The organism is Sphingomonas sp. CCH15-F11 (genome assembly GCF_001557005.1).
Lineage (GTDB): Bacteria > Pseudomonadota > Alphaproteobacteria > Sphingomonadales > Sphingomonadaceae > Sphingomonas.
On record NZ_LSKG01000068.1, the window covers coordinates 1 to 15028 of the forward strand.

Sequence of the window (15028 nt, forward strand, 5' to 3'; positions counted from 1 at the left end):
ATCTGGTCGCTGAGGCGGTGAAGACCGCCGCCACCATTGCCGCGATGCCGCCGCTGGCGGCCAAGGCGAACAAGGAAATGGTCAACGCCGCGTTTGAAACCGGGCTGGCCCACGGAGTGGCGTTCGAGCGCCGCCTGTTCTTCGGCCTGTTCGGGACCGAGGACCAGAAGGAAGGCATGACCGCGTTCGTCGAGAAGCGGCCGGGGAATTGGACGGGGCGTTGAGCAGTTGGGTGCCGTTGCCGGACTGCTGATCGCGATTGCGGTGATCGCGGCGTGCCTTGCGCGATGGACCAGGGTCCATCCGCTGCTGATCGCGGCGCTGGGCGGTGTGCCCGGTGGGCTAGTTGGCCTGTTGCTGCCCGGGGAGGTGCCACACAGCATGGATTGGGCATTTGCCGGCATCGTCTATACGGTAACTGCCGTTCCTGCGGCGCTGGGCGCGTTTGCTGGATGGCTGCGACGGAAAACCCGTGAGAGGAATGACTGATGGCACGTATCGCGTTCATCGGGCTGGGCAACATGGGCGGCGGCATGGCCGCGAACCTGGCCAAGGCGGGGCATGACGTCCGCGCCTTCGACCTCTCCGCCGACGCACTCGCGCGCGCGAAGGACGCGGGTTGCCTGCCCGCCGACAGCGCCGATGCGGCGTGTGCGGACGCCGAGGTGGTCGTCACCATGCTGCCCGCCGGCCGCCATGTCGAACAGGTCTATCGCGGTCATGTCTTCGGCGCGGCCGATACCGGCGCGCTGTTGATCGATTGTTCGACGATCGACGTCGATACCGCGCGCCGGGTCGCCGAGGCGGCGGCGGGCAAGGGGTTGACCGCGGTCGACGCGCCCGTGTCCGGCGGCATTGCGGCGGCGCAGGCCGGCACGCTCACCTTCATGGTCGGCGGCCTCGACGAAGCCTTTGCGCGTGCCGAGCCGATCCTGGCCGACATGGGCAAGGCGGTGATCCACGCCGGCGGCAATGGTGCGGGGCAGGCGGCAAAGATCTGCAACAACATGCTGCTCGGCGCGACGATGGTCGCGACCTGCGAGGCTTTCGGGCTGGCGGAAAAGCTCGGCCTCGATCTCCAGCGCTTCTACGACATCAGCTCGGTCTCGTCAGGGCAGAGCTGGTCGATGACCAGCTATTGCCCGGTGCCGGGCGTCGGGCCGGAAACGCCCGCTGATCGCGATTATCAGGGCGGGTTCGCCGCCGCGCTGATGCTGAAGGATTTGCGGCTGGCGATGGAGGCGGCCGCGTCATCGGGGGCCGACGCGCCAATGGGCGCGCGCGCGGCGGAACTGTACCAACAGTTGGTCGATTCCGGGCAGGGCGGCCGCGATTTCTCCGCGATGGCGCTGATGCTGGCGGGGAAGATTGTGAAATGAGCGGACTGCTGCTGGCGATCGCGCTGGTCGCCGCGCCGCTTCAGGAAACGCAGCCCGAAGAGGCCGACGACATCGTCGTGATCGGCAAGCGCCTGGGCCTTTGGCGGGGAAGTTATCGGATCGTCAAGGACAAGGTGCGGTGCAAGACGCGCCAATCGATAGGCGATCGCGCGATCGACGCGATCGGCTGCGATGCGCTTGTCAAGTGCGCGGGCATGCTGGCACCACGCCTCGCCGCGACGGATACGCCCGCGCTGGAGCCATCGGTGCAGGCGACAATGAAGGCCGATGTCCAGCGCCAACTCGGCGCGTGCGTGTTCGAGAAGCGGCGCGACGGGATTGCCGACCTCGCGCGCCGCCGCGCCGAGGCACGACGGTCGGCGAGGTAGGCGACTGTCGGGCTCAATTTGTCCTGCCCGGCGTAGGCCTGAGCCATCGGGCCATCGGGCCGATCGCCTGAGATGCCCGTTTTCACCGGCATGACGACCGTCAGGTTACTTGTCGTCCCCCATGCGCAGCGCGGCGATGAAGGCTTCCTGCGGGATCTGGACGGAGCCATATTCGCGCATCCGCTTCTTGCCTTCCTTCTGCTTTTCCAGAAGCTTGCGTTTGCGCGTCGCGTCGCCGCCATAGCATTTCGCGGTCACGTCCTTGCGCAGCGCCGCGATCGTCTCGCGCGCGATCACCTTACCGCCGATCGCCGCCTGGATCGGAATCTTGAACAAGTGGCGGGGGATCAGGTCCTTCAGCCGCTCGCACATGTGGCGGCCGCGCGCTTCCGCTGCGTCGCGGTGCACGATCATGCTGAGCGCGTCGACGGGCTCGTTGTTGACCAGGATGTTCATCTTGACCAGATCGCCGGGCCGATGGCCGATCTGTTCATAGTCGAACGACGCATAGCCGCGGCTGATCGACTTCAGCCGGTCATAGAAATCGAACACCACTTCGTTGAGCGGCAACTCGTAGGTCATCTGCGCGCGCCCGCCGACATAGGTCAGGTTCTTCTGGATGCCGCGCCGGTCCTGGCACAGCTTGAGCACGCTGCCGAGATATTCGTCGGGGACATAGATGACCGCGTTGATCCACGGTTCGCTGATCTCCTCGATCTTGTTGGGATCGGGCATGTCGGCGGGATTGTGCAGTTCGATCTCGCCGCCGCCATGGGTCAGCTGGATCTTGTAGACGACGCTGGGCGCGGTCGTGATGAGGTCGAGGTCGTATTCGCGCGTCAGCCGCTCCTGGATGATCTCCAGATGCAACAGGCCCAGGAAGCCGCAGCGATAGCCGAAGCCCAGCGCGGCCGACGTCTCCATCTCGAAGGTGAAGCTGGCGTCATTGAGGCGCAGCTTGGAAATGCTCTCGCGCAATTTATCGAAGTCGTTGGCATCGACCGGGAACAGGCCACAGAACACCACCGACTGCACTTCCTTGAACCCCGGCAGCGCCTCGGCAGCGGGCTTTTTCGCGTCGGTGATCGTGTCGCCGACCATCGTCTGCGCGACTTCCTTGATCTGCGCGGTGATGAAGCCGATTTCGCCGGGACCGAGGTCGGTCAGCTGCTCGATCTTGGGCCGGAAACAGCCGACCCGGTCGATCAGGTGGGTGGTGCCCGCCTGCATGAACTTGACCTGCTGGCCCTTCTTGAGCGTGCCCGCCATCACCCGGACTAGGATGACGACGCCCAGATAGGGGTCGTACCAGCTGTCGACGAGCATCGCCTTGAGCGGCGCATCCGGATCGCCCGTCGGCGCCGGGATGCGGTCGACGATCGCGTCCAGGATTTCGTCGATGCCGATGCCCGACTTGGCACTGGCCAGAATCGCGTTGGAGGCGTCCAGGCCGATAATGTCCTCGATCTCCGCCTTGACCTTTTCGGGTTCGGCGGCGGGCAGGTCGATCTTGTTGATGACCGGCACGATTTCGTGGTCATGCTCGATCGACTGATAGACATTCGCCAGCGTCTGCGCCTCGACGCCCTGCGCGGCGTCGACCACCAGCAGCGCGCCTTCGCACGCCGCCAGGCTGCGGCTGACCTCATAAGCGAAGTCGACGTGGCCGGGCGTGTCCATCAGGTTGAGGACATGCCCCTTCCATTCCAGGCGCACGGTCTGCGCCTTGATCGTGATGCCGCGTTCCTTCTCGATGTCCATGTTGTCGAGCACCTGCGCGCTCATCTCGCGCTCGGTGAGGCCACCGGTGCGTTGAATGAGGCGGTCGGCGAGCGTCGACTTGCCGTGGTCGATATGGGCGATGATCGAAAAGTTGCGGATGCGCGAAATGTCGGTGGCCATGATCGCGGCGCGATAGCACCGAACCGCGCAAAGCCAAATGCCTCCCTTCGGGCCACGGCGACGCGGTTTGTACTTACGTGCGACGGGCGGCTTTGATAATGGACGTGCGTCCGGCTGACGGCGCGTGGGGTTGTGGTGCCCGAACGGACATTCGGTTGGGACGCATGCCGGCAACGGACGGCGCGGCGTCCCGTGAAGTGAAGGGGGAGTTCTTCGAGATGCGCGCTTTGTTCACCACCGCGGCCGCCCTGTCGGTCGCCCTGTCGCCCGTGCTGGCGACCGCTGCGCAGGCACAGACCGCCACGTCGTCTTCGGGCAAGACCAACAAGGACGGCACCACCAAGGGCGCATCGTCCGGCCGCCGCGATCAGGAGCGCGCGACCGCTCAGATCCCGCGCTGCACCAAGAAGCTGGGTGCCGTCGCGATCGTCGAGCCCGACAATCAGTGGTGGCGCGAACTGAGCCTGGGCAGCCCGGAGGCGATTCTGCGCGTCTTCGTCCAGCAATCGGGCTGCTTCACGCTCGTCAATCGCGGCCGCTCGTTCCAGAACCGGGCGATGGAACGCGCGCTCGCCGATCAGGGCGAGCTTCAGGCCGGGTCGAACCTCGGCAAGGGCCAGGTGCGCGCCGCGGACTATTTCCTGCAACCCGACATCGTGTCGTCGAATCGCAATTCGGGCGGCAATGCGCTGGGTGGCCTGGTCGGCGGGTTGCTGGGCGGCGCGGCGGGCGGCCTGATCGGCGGCATCAACATCCGCAAGCGCGAAGCCAATGTCACGCTGTCGGTCGTCAATGCACGGACGACCGAGGAAGAGGCGCTGGTCGAGGGGTACGCCCGCAAGAGCGACCTGAGCTTCGGCGCGGGCGGCGGGCTGTTCACCGGGGCCGGCGTGTTCGGGGCCGGCGGCGGCGGCTATCAGAACACCGAAATCGGCCAGGTGATCGTCCTCGCCTATCTCGACGCCTATACCAAGCTCGTGACCGAGCTCGGTGGCCTGCCGGAAAACGCGTCCGAGGCGGCCCCGCGGGCGCGCTGAACAATTGGTGGCGCATCCCCCCTTGCGGGGCGTGCGCCACCCGCTTATAGCGCGCGCTCTCAACGACCGGTCCCGCCAGGGGCCGGCCCCGGTCGGGGAATAGCTCAGCCTGGTAGAGCACTGCCTTCGGGAGGCAGGGGCCGGAGGTTCGAATCCTCTTTCCCCGACCAATTTTCCAAATCATCGCGATTGATGCCGGACGCGGACATGGGTCCCGGCCGTTCAGTCATTGGGCGCGCCTTTCACAGGATCGGCGAGCGCGCGTCGGCTCGCGTGTCCGTTTAGGCGGGCCCGATGCGATAATCTTCGACGGGAATGTCGCGGGGAAGGGCGATCGCGGCGGCGAGCGGCCGGATGGGGCCTTCCAGGTGGATCCCCGCAGAATCATCGAGCACGGCAAGACCCCTGCCGACGATGCCGGCAGGCCAGGTTGCGATCAACCGCGCCACCGCGTCGCCGCACAGGCTCATGTTCATGCCGGCCGACAGGCGCGCGCCCGCCGCATATTGCGCGCGCGCGAGCCCCGGAAGCCGGGCGACGATCAAGCGGCGACCCGACCCGTCGTCAGGGCGGGGGGGACCCACGGCTTCGAAAAGCGGCGCTCGCACCTGCCACTGTTCGGCCCGGTCATTGTCCAGGCGCGCCGGTTTGAGCGCGGGATTGGCGCTTGTCCGGTCCGCGCCCGCAGCATCGGGGGCAAGCCGACCGAGCAGGAGCAGGCGCGCGCTCCCGGCGGAGGCAATCGACGGCGCCACATAGAGATAGATGTCGCCGTCCGCGACGATCGTGCTGCCTGGCCCGGCGTCGGCGGACAGGCTGAAACGATCCGCCTTCTCGAAGTCGAGCCGCACGCCGCCCGCACCCGGAAGGAGGAACCGGGCGCTGAACGCAGCCGGTTGTTCGGACGCTATGCCGGCGTCGCCCGCGCTGCCGTCCTGCTCTGTTTGTCCGCATGCGGCGATCAGGCTGACCGGCAGCGCACCGATCAGGGCCGCTGCCGTCAACACCGCCCGGCGGGATAAGTCGGGGCGCGCGGCCTCGGGCCAGCCGCTCGTTCCGCGCCCCGTCAATTCGGCGACCTGATGCCGTTGCGGCCACCCGCGGAATGATCGACGTTGGGCACCCGGCTCGCCTGGCCGTCCACCTTGTAGTGGAAACCGACCGTCGGGACGGTCTGGCGGAAGATGATTCCGCGCGACGGATCGGGGGTCAGCGACATGTTCTGGCCCCAGGCATTGGTATAGATCGTGCTGCTCGCCGAATTGGCGAACGCCATCGTCGAGAAGTGCGTGTTGACATGCACCGATCCCCGGAAGCTCGAGCGCGGATCGTCAAAGCCGATGCGCGACGCTGACGACGCAACGGTCTCCTGGCATTGCTGCGACGACGCGACGGGATGGGTCGGATCATAGCACAGGTCGACGATGCGCCCCAGGCGGTTGACGAGGCTGGGATCATAGAAGCGCGACGGGTTGCCGATCGTGTAATAGAATGATCCCCCGGTCAGACCCGTCAGCCAGAATTCGATGAGCCGGTTGCTGGCCAGGCGCTTCTGGTCGTCCGTGCTGCCACGCAGGAAGCACGCCGCGCTGGGAATGGCGCGATGGACGCCGCCGACCGGCTGGTTGGCGGGGCTCGGCGCGATCCCGGGGGACACGCCCAGGCCGCAACCTTCCGCTTCGGGTTCCTTGAACGAGCCGGGAATGCCGAACAGCGTGAAGTAGCGAAGCGCGAATGGCTCCAACCCCTCGCATTGCCCGGCGGTTTGCACCTCATGGGCGCTGTTGGCAAAGGCGTCGGGCGAATGCGTGCCGACATGGAGCGACGTCAGCAGGCTGCACCGCTTGGTCTGTGCCGGGTTGGAAGCGTTGTACAGCTGGAATGCGTTGGCGACGATCACCTTGTAGCCGACATGATCTTCGATGCGCTGCAACGCGGGTGCGTTGGGTTCGTGGTTTTCGCTGACATAGCCAAAGGCGAGGTTTCCGGCGAGATTGAAGACGGCCGAGCCCTTCGGGTCACTGCCGTGCTCATGCCCGAACGTGCAGTAGGCGCCCGTTTCCTTGTTGTAGTCGACCGCCGGGTGCCAGGTGGGATAGGCCTTGCCGTCGTCGCCGCGCACCCAATAGGTGTCGTGCAACCATTTCGGGCAATCGCCGGCCTGGCTCGGCGACCATTTGCCGTAGGTGCGCGCCGCCGGAATATCGGAGGTGGGCAGCAGCGCCTCGGTCCGCGTGGGTTTGCCCGCCTGCGGTGTTACCGGCGTCGCCGGATTGGCGTCCGCGGTTCGCTGGACCTTCGACAGCGAATCGATCTGCTGGACCGTGCCGCGCGCCCAGAAGCCGAACCAGTTGAACCGGAGCGCGGGATCGCTGCCGGTAAAGCGAAACGCCAGCGTCTTGTCCGCACCGCGCGCGATCGACGGGTCCACCGCGCAGCGAATGGTCCGGTAGGAACCGACGCCGCCGGTCGAGGGGATGGTGCAGACCGGGCCGGCCAGCGGTCCGGTGGCCGAGTTCATCCGGACCTCGACCGCGCTGCTCCCAGCGGGCAGCGAGACGCGCAGCATGACGCCATCGATCCCGTCGCCCAGGTCGAGCCCGGCATAGGTGGCGTTCGCGCCGTTGGCGGCATTGCCCAGTTCCTGCGTCTGCTGCTGCTCGAGGACATAGGTCGGGTCCTCGGTCCTCTCCCAATAATCGCCCCAGACGGTCGTCAGTCCCTCGCGGGACGCAAAGCGGAGCGCGTTGATGCGTTGGGGAACCAGCCAGGGCGCAGTCGCCGTTGCGGGCACGGTCGCGCTGGCGACCGGGGTGGGTTCGGGGGCGGGCTGCACCGTCACGGTGACCCGATCGGTGCTGGTCGCGGTGCGGGTGCCTTTGGTCCGCAGCTCGAACGTCCACACACCGGCCCCGGGGAACGTCACCTTGGTGGTCAACTGTCTGGACGTGTGAATCTGGACCCCGCTTGGCCCTTTGACGACTGCCCAGATGGGCGTCCCGCTCGGCAGTCGCCCGGTCAGGGTCGTCTCGGTCTGCGGCAGGACGATCGTCTGGTCGGGACCCGCGTCTGCGCGCGTGACGACGGCGCCGGACAGGGTGCTCGACGGCGTCACCACCATGACTCCCGCAGTCGCCAATGCTGCGCCGCTCAGCACGATGGCCCATGCCGTTGCACCGAATTTCTGGCTACGAACTGCACCGATCATGTACGCCCCCAATCTCTTGCGCCAGGGCGAGCCTTGGCTCACCTGCTCCCGACGGGAAGCGGTGGCGCGGATATGCAACGCTAGGGAATTGTTGGCCGAGCCGTACGCAAAAGCGACGTTAATTCCTTATTATTCATGATCTTAGCGACATTTTGCGCAATAAACAGAAAGCGGCAGTCATCATCGCAAAACCGATATTGACGATCACAAGACGAAGCGCCCCGAACGATCGTCGGGCCGTTGAACGCCAATTCCTTGCCGTCGAGGCGGGCGATTCGGCGTGGGCGACGTGCGGGTTGGATCGCACCCCGCCGGACCACGCGATGCCGCGGCCGCTTCGCGCATGAGCGGTCGACTTGTCCTTGTCGGTGGGGGGCACGCGCATCTGGGCGTGCTTGCCGACTGGATCCGGCGCGGTCCGCCCCCGGCCGAGACGATCCTGGTCACGCCGGCTCGCGTTGCGCTTTATTCGGGAATGGTGCCCGGCTGGATTGCCGGACGTTACACGGCCAGCGATGCCGGGATCGACCTGCAGCCGCTCTGCGCGCGCGCCGGCGTCCAGCTGCTCCTGGCCCATGCAATCCGGCTCGACCCGGTCGCCCGGCGGCTCGGTCTCGGCGATGGTTCGGAAATCGGCTGGGATCTTTTGTCCATCGCAACGGGCAGCACGCCTCGACTTCCGCCGGGCGCTGGCGATGGATCGACGGTGCTGGCCGTTCGGCCGATCGAGCGATTGATGGCCGAAATCGCGGAAATCCCATCGGCTGATGCGATGGCGGTGCTGGGCGGCGGCGCGGCCGGCGTCGAGCTCGCCTTTGCCCTCGATGCGGCCGGACATCGGCCGGTCACGCTGGTCACCGGGGATCACGGGCTGCTGCCCGCTTTTGCAGCAGGCGTTCGGCGTCGCGCGGAGGATGCCCTGCGTGAACGCGGCATCGCGATCGTCGCGGCCGACGGCGAGATGCGCGACGATGGCCCGCTATGCGCGGCCGGGCGCATGATCGAGGCTCGCAGGGTCATCGCCGCGATCGGCAGCGGTGCGCCCGACTGGCTCGCCAATTCAGGCCTGGCGCGCGATCCCGCGGGGTTCATCCGGGTCGATGCCGCCCAGCGATCGCTTTCCCATCCCCGCATCTATGCGGCCGGCGACGTGGCGCGTCGGATCGACCGGGCGCTGCCGCCATCGGGCGTCCATGCCGTCTTCGCCGGGCCGGTGCTCGCCGCCAACCTGCGCGCCGCGATCGATGGCCGGCCGCCGTCGCGGCGTTATCGCCCGCGCCGCTGGACGCTGTACCTGCTGTCGACCGGCGACGGGCGCGCGATCCTGTCCTGGGGGCCGTTTGCTGCGCAGGGCAGGTGGGTGTGGTGGCTCAAGGACCGGATCGACCGGCGCTTTATCGCGCGTTTCCGCCGGCTAGCGCGCTGAGCCGAGTTTGGCGCGGATATCCGCCGACACCCCCTCGATCCGCCTGGCATTGGCGCCCAGATCGCTCAACCCAACCCGCGAAATCGAGCGCAGGTCGATCCGCGACCCGGCGCCGTCGGGACGGACGCGCACGATCAGGTCGTCGTCGAACCCGAACCAGAACGATGTCGCCACCGCCTCGATCCGGCCAGTCGCCCGGTCGGCCGTGTCAACGCGCAGCCCCGCGGCGCGCACCGCCGCCAACGCCGCGTCGAACGCGGCATCGGGCGTCGCGGCGACCCGGATCGGGCAGACGTCGGGATAGGCGGTCGTGCTCAATTCGCCGATCGAACGCCTGGCGATGTCGGCAAAGCGCGGTCCCTGATACGCCTTGAGCGTCGCAAGCGGCGCGTCCAGCCGTGCGACCGGGTTGGCGCCCGCGGCGTCGCGTGCCTTCGCCAGCGCGGGCGATGGGGCCGGCGGGTCGGCGACATCGGTGGCGATGTCGTGGATCGGCGGGATGGCCGCGCTCTGGCTGCGCACATAGCCGAGATAGCCGAGCGCGACCGCCGGGATCAGCAGCGCGATCAGCGAGGACCGCCAGCCCCGGCGCGGCCGGCGGACCAGCGCGGCGATCAGCGCCAAGAGCGCGAGGACGAACGCCAGGCCGATGACCCGCGGTCCCCAGGTGACGATCAGGGTCAACAGCCCCGTCTGCCAGCCCCACCAGCCGAATTTGGTGCCGAGCGCCGCGACCGCGAAATAAACCGGCAACGCGAGGGAAAGGACGAGCGCGATCCGCGCAAACGCCGCGCGGGTCAACGCCGCGCTCCACGCATTGGTGTCGAATGACGCTGCATCGCAATTTCCCCTGCCCGTAACGAGTATGTCGGCGCTTATGGGCGATGCGCGCCAGTGGCAACAGGGGGGTGGAGCGCGTGTCGCCGGGCCGGCGGCTTTGGCAAAGCGGTGCGGCCTTCCACGATGTTGCGCACGATCGTCGCGGCCGGGCGGCCGGACGACGGCCTGTCACGGCGATGACATGTTGCCGATTATAGACCCGGCGATGGAATGCGGGCAGCAATGGCTCGCCGGAAAATGGGGATATCGCGTCATGGGTGACTGGGATCGGCTGCGTTCGGCGCGGCTTGACGTTTCGCGGCGCAGTGCGCTCAAGGGCTTTGGCGCAGCCGCGGTGACCGCGCTGGCCGTCCAGCCTTGGCGCCAGGCGATCGCCGATCCGATCTTTCGCACCGATCCGTTTCAGCTCGGCATCGCGGCCGGCGATCCGGCGCCCGACGGCTTCGTGATCTGGACCCGCCTCGCGCCCGAACCGCTGGCGTTCGACCACGGGATGCCGGCGCTCGCGGTGCCGGTCGACTGGGAAGTCGGCGAGGATCAGGGCTTTCGCACCATCGGGGCAAAGGGCACCGCGCTCGCGCGGCCCGAACTTGGCCATGCCGTCCACGTCGAGGTCGCCGGGCTGAAGCCGGGTCGCCCCTATTGGTATCGTTTCGTTGCCGGGCGCGAGCGCAGCGGCGTCGGCCGGGCGATGACGACGCCGCTACCCGGTGCGGCGCTCGATCGCATCCGCTTCGCGGTGGCGGGCTGCCAGCATTACGAGCAGGGCTATTTTACCGCCTATCGCAAGCTCGCCGCCGAAGCGCCCGACTTCGTGTTCTGCTATGGCGACTATATCTATGAAGGCCGGGGCGGCCGCGTGCGCAACACGCGCGAGGGACCGGTCGAGACGATCCGCCAGCACGACGGCGACGAAATCTACTCGATCGTCGACTATCGCCGCCGCTACGCCCAGTACAAAATGGACCCCGACCTTCAGGCCGCGCACGCCGCCGCGCCGTGGTTCACGGTGTGGGACGATCATGAAATCGACAACAACTGGGTCGACCTGTTCGATCAGGACGATACGCCGCCCGGCATTTTCGCGCTGCGCCGCCAGATGGCGATGCAGGCTTATTACGAGCATATGCCGCTGCGCGCCTCGGCGCTACCGGTCGGGCCGCAGATGCAGATCTATCGCCGCGCGCGCTTCGGCAATCTGCTCGACCTCAATCTGCTCGACACCCGGCAGTATCGCACCAACCAGCCGTGCGGCGACCGCTGGCAGCCCGATTGCCCGGGTATCAACCAGGCCGATGCGCAGATGCTGGGCGCGGCGCAGGAAAAATGGCTGATGGACGGCCTCGGCAAGTCCGACGCGCAGTGGCAGGCTTTGGCGCAGCAGGTGATGGTCATGGACCTCGACCGCAATGGGGAACCCGGTGCGACCTATAATCTGGACAGCTGGGGCGGATATCGCATCCCGCGGGCGCGGCTGCTCAAGGGTATTCAGGATCGCCGGCTCGACAACGTCGTCGTGCTGACCGGCGACGAGCACCAGAATTATGCCGGAGAGCTCCACCTCGACGGGCGCAATCCGGGGGCAAAGGCGATCGCGACCGAATTCGTCGCGACCTCGATCACCTCGGGCGGCGACGGCGTCGATGTCCGCCCCGACATGGTGTGGGTCCAGGCGAACAATCCCCAGCTCAAGTTCAACAATGCCCAGCGCGGCTACATGCTGTGCGACGTCACCCGCGAACGCTGGGAAACCAAGGTGCGGGTGATGGATCGCATCTCCGACCGAAACGGCGAAATCTCGACCCGCGCGACAATGGTGGTTCCGGCGGGTGAAACGAAGGTGGTGGCGGGCTGAGCCGCATAGCGCACATCCGCGTAACCCGTTCGCTTCTCTACTTCGCTCGAAGCGAACGGATCGTGATTTGGGGTCAGATCAAGACGTCTCGTCCGCGCTACTCGAAGCTCACCGTCCGCGCGGTTCCGCCGCTCAGCTGCACCGTGCGCACCGTGCCGCGGGCGCGGACATTCACCTGATGCTGCTGGCGGGGATAGACGTCGGTCAGGATGCCCGAGCGCAACGTCACCGCGTCGATGCGGCCGCGCGCGCGCCCGGCGAAGTCGACGCGGACTTCGGCGGTGCTCAGGTCGGTCGCGCGGTGGGCGAGCGCCACCGGCTTGCCGTCGACGATCAGCGTGAAGCGACGTGCCAGATAGGCCTCCAGCGCCGCGATCGCGTCCGGGTCGTCCAGGCTGGTCTGGGCGTTCGGCGCGATGCGGGCCAGCGCAGGCTCGATGTCATGCGCTTCGAAACGGTGCGAGACCGTCACCGTGCCATCCTTCTCGATCATTACCACGCTGATCGCATCATGCCCGCGATGCGCCGATGCGGGCGTGGCGGCCAGCATCGCCATCGCCAGCGCAACGAATACCCCCCTCACTTCGACGGCGGCGCCGGATAGGTGCGCAGCGATCCCGGCTTCACCTGCAGGTCGCTGTCCTTCATCCGGTCCTCGACCTCCTCGGCGTCCTCGATCTCGATCGCCACCCGGTCGATCCGGCCGCGCCAGACATTGTTGGTGCGATCGGCATCGGCGGTTTCCCAAAGCGGATCCAGCTCCGCGCCGGTGATCGTCCGGGGGGTGACATATTGCCACGTCACCTGCTTGGGATCGTAGCGCCACAGCTCCGCGGGAATGCGCACCGTCTCGCTCGCGCCATCGGCGAAATCGAGCTTCAGGATCACCGGCATCACCAGACCGCCCTTGTTGGCGAAGGTGAAGCGATAGAATTTGTCCTTCACCGCCAGCGCGGCGCGCTCCTCCGCGGTCAAGTCATCGACCTTTTCCGCCAGGTCGCGGCGGTCCTGCGGCGTCACCGCGAAACGATCGCGGTCGGTGTAGAAGTCGCGCGTGGCGGGATCGCGCTCGACGACGGTCGCTTCGCCGGCGTTGCGGGTCGCGGTCAGCGATTTGGGCTCGGCGTCGCGCACCCGGCGCTTGGCCGCCGCTTCGCCTTCCAGGTCGGAGCCGACGATCCTGCCCTCGACGATCTTGTCGAGCGAGATGTCGACATGGTCGGTCGAATAGAACCAGCCGCGCCAGAACCAGTCGAGATCGACGCCCGAACTTTCCTCCATCGTGCGGAAGAAATCATAGGGCGTCGGGTGCTTGAACCGCCACCGATTGGCATATTCCCGAAACGCGCGGTCGAACAGCTCGCGACCCAGGATCGTCTCGCGCAGGATGGTCAGCGCGGTCGCGGGCTTGCCATAGCCGTTGGCACCGAACTGCAGGACCGAATCCGACTGGGTCATCAGCGGCACCTGATCCTCGGACAGCATGTATTCTGCGATGTCCTTGGGCTCGCCGCGGCGTGAGGGGAAATCCTTGTCCCACAATTTCTCGGCCTGGAACTGAAGGAAGGTGTTCAGCCCCTCGTCCATCCAGGTCCATTGCCGTTCGTCGGAATTGACGATCATCGGGAAATAATTGTGCCCGATCTCGTGGATCACCACGCCGACCAGCCCGTTCTTCGCGCGCTCGGTATAGGTCAATGCGCCGGTTTTCCTGTCCTTCACCGGGCGCGGTCCGTTGAAGGTGATCATCGGATATTCCATCCCGCCCACCGGCCCGTTGACCGACTGCGCGACGGGATAGGGATAGGGAAAGGAAAAGCGCGAATAGACGTCGATGGTGTGCGCAATCGCCTTGGTCGAATAGGCGTCCCACAACGGCCGCGCTTCCTTGGGGAAGAACGACATCGCAATGACCAGCGGCATCTCGGCCGATGCCTGCTTCACCCCCATCGCGTCCCAGGCGAACTTGCGCGACGACGCCCAGCCAAAGTCGCGCACGTTGCTGGCCGCGAACTCCCAGACGCGCGTGCCGCCGGCCTTGCCCCGCTCGGCTGCCTCCGCTTCCTCCGGCGTGACGATATAGACGGGCGCCTTGGCGGTCCTGGCGGTTTCCAGCCGCTCGCGCTGGCGGGCGCTCAGCACCTGCTCGGGGTTCTGCAGCAGCCCGGTTGCGGAGACGACATGATCGGCGGGGACAGTCAGCGCGACGCGATAGTCGCCGAATTCCAGCGTGAATTCGCCCGCGTCGAGGAACGCCTTGTTGTGCCAGCCTTCATAGTCCGAATAGACCGCGAGCCGCGGAAACCACTGCGCGCCCTGAAAGATGCAGTTGCCGTCCTCGCCGGGCTGGGTGAAGCATTCATAGCCCGACCGTCCGTCGACGACCTTCTGTTCGGCGAGCGGAAAGGACCAGTCGATCGAGAACGTCGTCTCGCCGCCATTGCCCGCGACGGGCTGGGGCAGCTCGATCCGCATCAGGCTGTCGGTGATGGTAAAGGGCAGGGGCTGGCCGTCGGGCCCGCGCACCGCGGCGATGGTGAAGCCACCTTCCCATTCCTGCATCCGCTTGGCCCGGCGGATCTCGCCGATCGTGATCTTGTCCGACGCGGGCACGGTCAGGGTGCGTTCGGCGATCGAGTCCCGCTTGTACTGGTTCTGGTCGAGCAGCAGCCACAGATAGGGCAGGGCATCGGGCGAATTGTTGCGATAGCGGACCGTCTCGGTCCCCGTCACCGTCCTGCGCGCCTCGTCCAGCGTGACCCGCACGTCATAGTCGACCTTTTGCTGCCAGTAGCGATGCCCCGGTGCGCCCGAAGCATTGCGGTAATCGGTCGGCGTCGGCCAGTCCTCACCCTCCAGCTGGCGAAACTTGTCTTCCCAGCTGCCCTTGGTCTGGCGAACGGGATCGGCAAGCGCGGGCGCAACGGTGATCAGGCTGGCGCCCAGCAGCAACGCGGTCATTCGCAGCAAGTCGGATGGTCCTTCGATGACG

General features: G+C 66.8%; 13 protein-coding genes and 1 tRNA gene. 8 read left to right on the plus strand and 6 right to left on the minus strand.

Annotation, left to right across the window (positions count from 1 at the left end; all coding sequences use genetic code 11):
* The 4 genes from AX709_RS06210 to AX709_RS06225 form a co-directional block, all read left to right on the plus strand.
* The coding region (locus tag AX709_RS06210; RefSeq protein ID WP_231727442.1) for an enoyl-CoA hydratase-related protein at positions 1 to 224 on the plus strand (224 nt) is incomplete at its 5' end.
* Between the two features lie 4 nt (positions 225 to 228).
* Positions 229 to 489, plus strand: coding sequence for a hypothetical protein (locus AX709_RS06215; RefSeq protein WP_066482401.1), 261 nt, complete (start codon positions 229 to 231; stop codon positions 487 to 489).
* Entirely contained in the window at positions 489 to 1379 is an 891-nt protein-coding gene (gene mmsB, locus AX709_RS06220; RefSeq protein WP_066547945.1) for a 3-hydroxyisobutyrate dehydrogenase, read from the plus strand. The genes AX709_RS06215 and mmsB overlap by 1 nt, the downstream gene beginning before the upstream one ends.
* Positions 1376 to 1768 (plus strand): hypothetical protein, encoded by a 393-nt coding sequence (locus AX709_RS06225; RefSeq protein ID WP_066547947.1) that lies wholly within the window; start codon positions 1376 to 1378, stop codon positions 1766 to 1768. The genes mmsB and AX709_RS06225 overlap by 4 nt, the downstream gene beginning before the upstream one ends.
* A gap of 105 nt (positions 1769 to 1873) precedes the next feature.
* Here the strand turns inward: AX709_RS06225 and lepA are convergent, their stop codons facing one another.
* Positions 1874 to 3670, minus strand: a complete 1797-nt coding sequence (gene lepA / locus AX709_RS06230) for a translation elongation factor 4 (RefSeq protein WP_066547950.1) — start codon at positions 3668 to 3670, stop codon at positions 1874 to 1876.
* 218 nt (positions 3671 to 3888) lie between these two features.
* Between lepA and AX709_RS06235 the strand changes: the two genes are divergently transcribed.
* Both AX709_RS06235 and AX709_RS06240 read left to right on the plus strand, forming a co-directional pair.
* Positions 3889 to 4707, plus strand: a complete 819-nt coding sequence (locus tag AX709_RS06235) for a CsgG/HfaB family protein (protein ID WP_066482781.1) — start codon at positions 3889 to 3891, stop codon at positions 4705 to 4707.
* A gap of 93 nt (positions 4708 to 4800) precedes the next feature.
* Positions 4801 to 4877: transfer RNA gene (locus AX709_RS06240), tRNA-Pro, on the plus strand.
* Positions 4878 to 4988: 111 nt separating this feature from the next.
* On the opposite strand, the gene AX709_RS06245 is transcribed toward AX709_RS06240, so the two are convergent.
* Positions 4989 to 5711 carry a hypothetical protein gene (locus AX709_RS06245; RefSeq protein WP_156454176.1) on the minus strand — a complete coding sequence of 241 codons (723 nt, stop codon included), beginning with the start codon at positions 5709 to 5711 and terminating at the stop codon, positions 4989 to 4991.
* 62 nt (positions 5712 to 5773) lie between these two features.
* Positions 5774 to 7915 carry a carbohydrate-binding protein gene (locus AX709_RS06250; RefSeq protein ID WP_082731655.1) on the minus strand — a complete coding sequence of 714 codons (2142 nt, stop codon included), beginning with the start codon at positions 7913 to 7915 and terminating at the stop codon, positions 5774 to 5776.
* A gap of 343 nt (positions 7916 to 8258) precedes the next feature.
* On the opposite strand from AX709_RS06250, the gene AX709_RS06255 reads away from it, so the two are divergent.
* Positions 8259 to 9341: an FAD-dependent oxidoreductase gene (locus AX709_RS06255; RefSeq protein WP_066547955.1), complete on the plus strand. Its 1083-nt coding sequence runs from the start codon at positions 8259 to 8261 to the stop codon at positions 9339 to 9341.
* On the opposite strand, the gene AX709_RS06260 is transcribed toward AX709_RS06255, so the two are convergent.
* Positions 9330 to 10142 (minus strand): DUF1499 domain-containing protein, encoded by an 813-nt coding sequence (locus AX709_RS06260; RefSeq protein WP_066547958.1) that lies wholly within the window; start codon positions 10140 to 10142, stop codon positions 9330 to 9332. The two genes, AX709_RS06255 and AX709_RS06260, sit on opposite strands and share 12 nt — an antisense overlap.
* A 220-nt stretch (positions 10143 to 10362) precedes the next feature.
* On the opposite strand from AX709_RS06260, the gene AX709_RS06265 reads away from it, so the two are divergent.
* Positions 10363 to 12036: an alkaline phosphatase D family protein gene (locus AX709_RS06265; protein WP_231727443.1), complete on the plus strand. Its 1674-nt coding sequence runs from the start codon at positions 10363 to 10365 to the stop codon at positions 12034 to 12036.
* A gap of 97 nt (positions 12037 to 12133) precedes the next feature.
* On the opposite strand, the gene AX709_RS06270 is transcribed toward AX709_RS06265, so the two are convergent.
* Together AX709_RS06270 and AX709_RS06275 are read right to left on the minus strand one after the other, a co-directional pair.
* Positions 12134 to 12619 carry a DUF6702 family protein gene (locus AX709_RS06270; protein WP_197417187.1) on the minus strand — a complete coding sequence of 162 codons (486 nt, stop codon included), beginning with the start codon at positions 12617 to 12619 and terminating at the stop codon, positions 12134 to 12136.
* Positions 12616 to 14997: a M1 family metallopeptidase gene (locus AX709_RS06275; protein WP_066547995.1), complete on the minus strand. Its 2382-nt coding sequence runs from the start codon at positions 14995 to 14997 to the stop codon at positions 12616 to 12618. The genes AX709_RS06270 and AX709_RS06275 overlap by 4 nt, the downstream gene beginning before the upstream one ends.
* Positions 14998 to 15028: the final 31 nt, after the last annotated feature.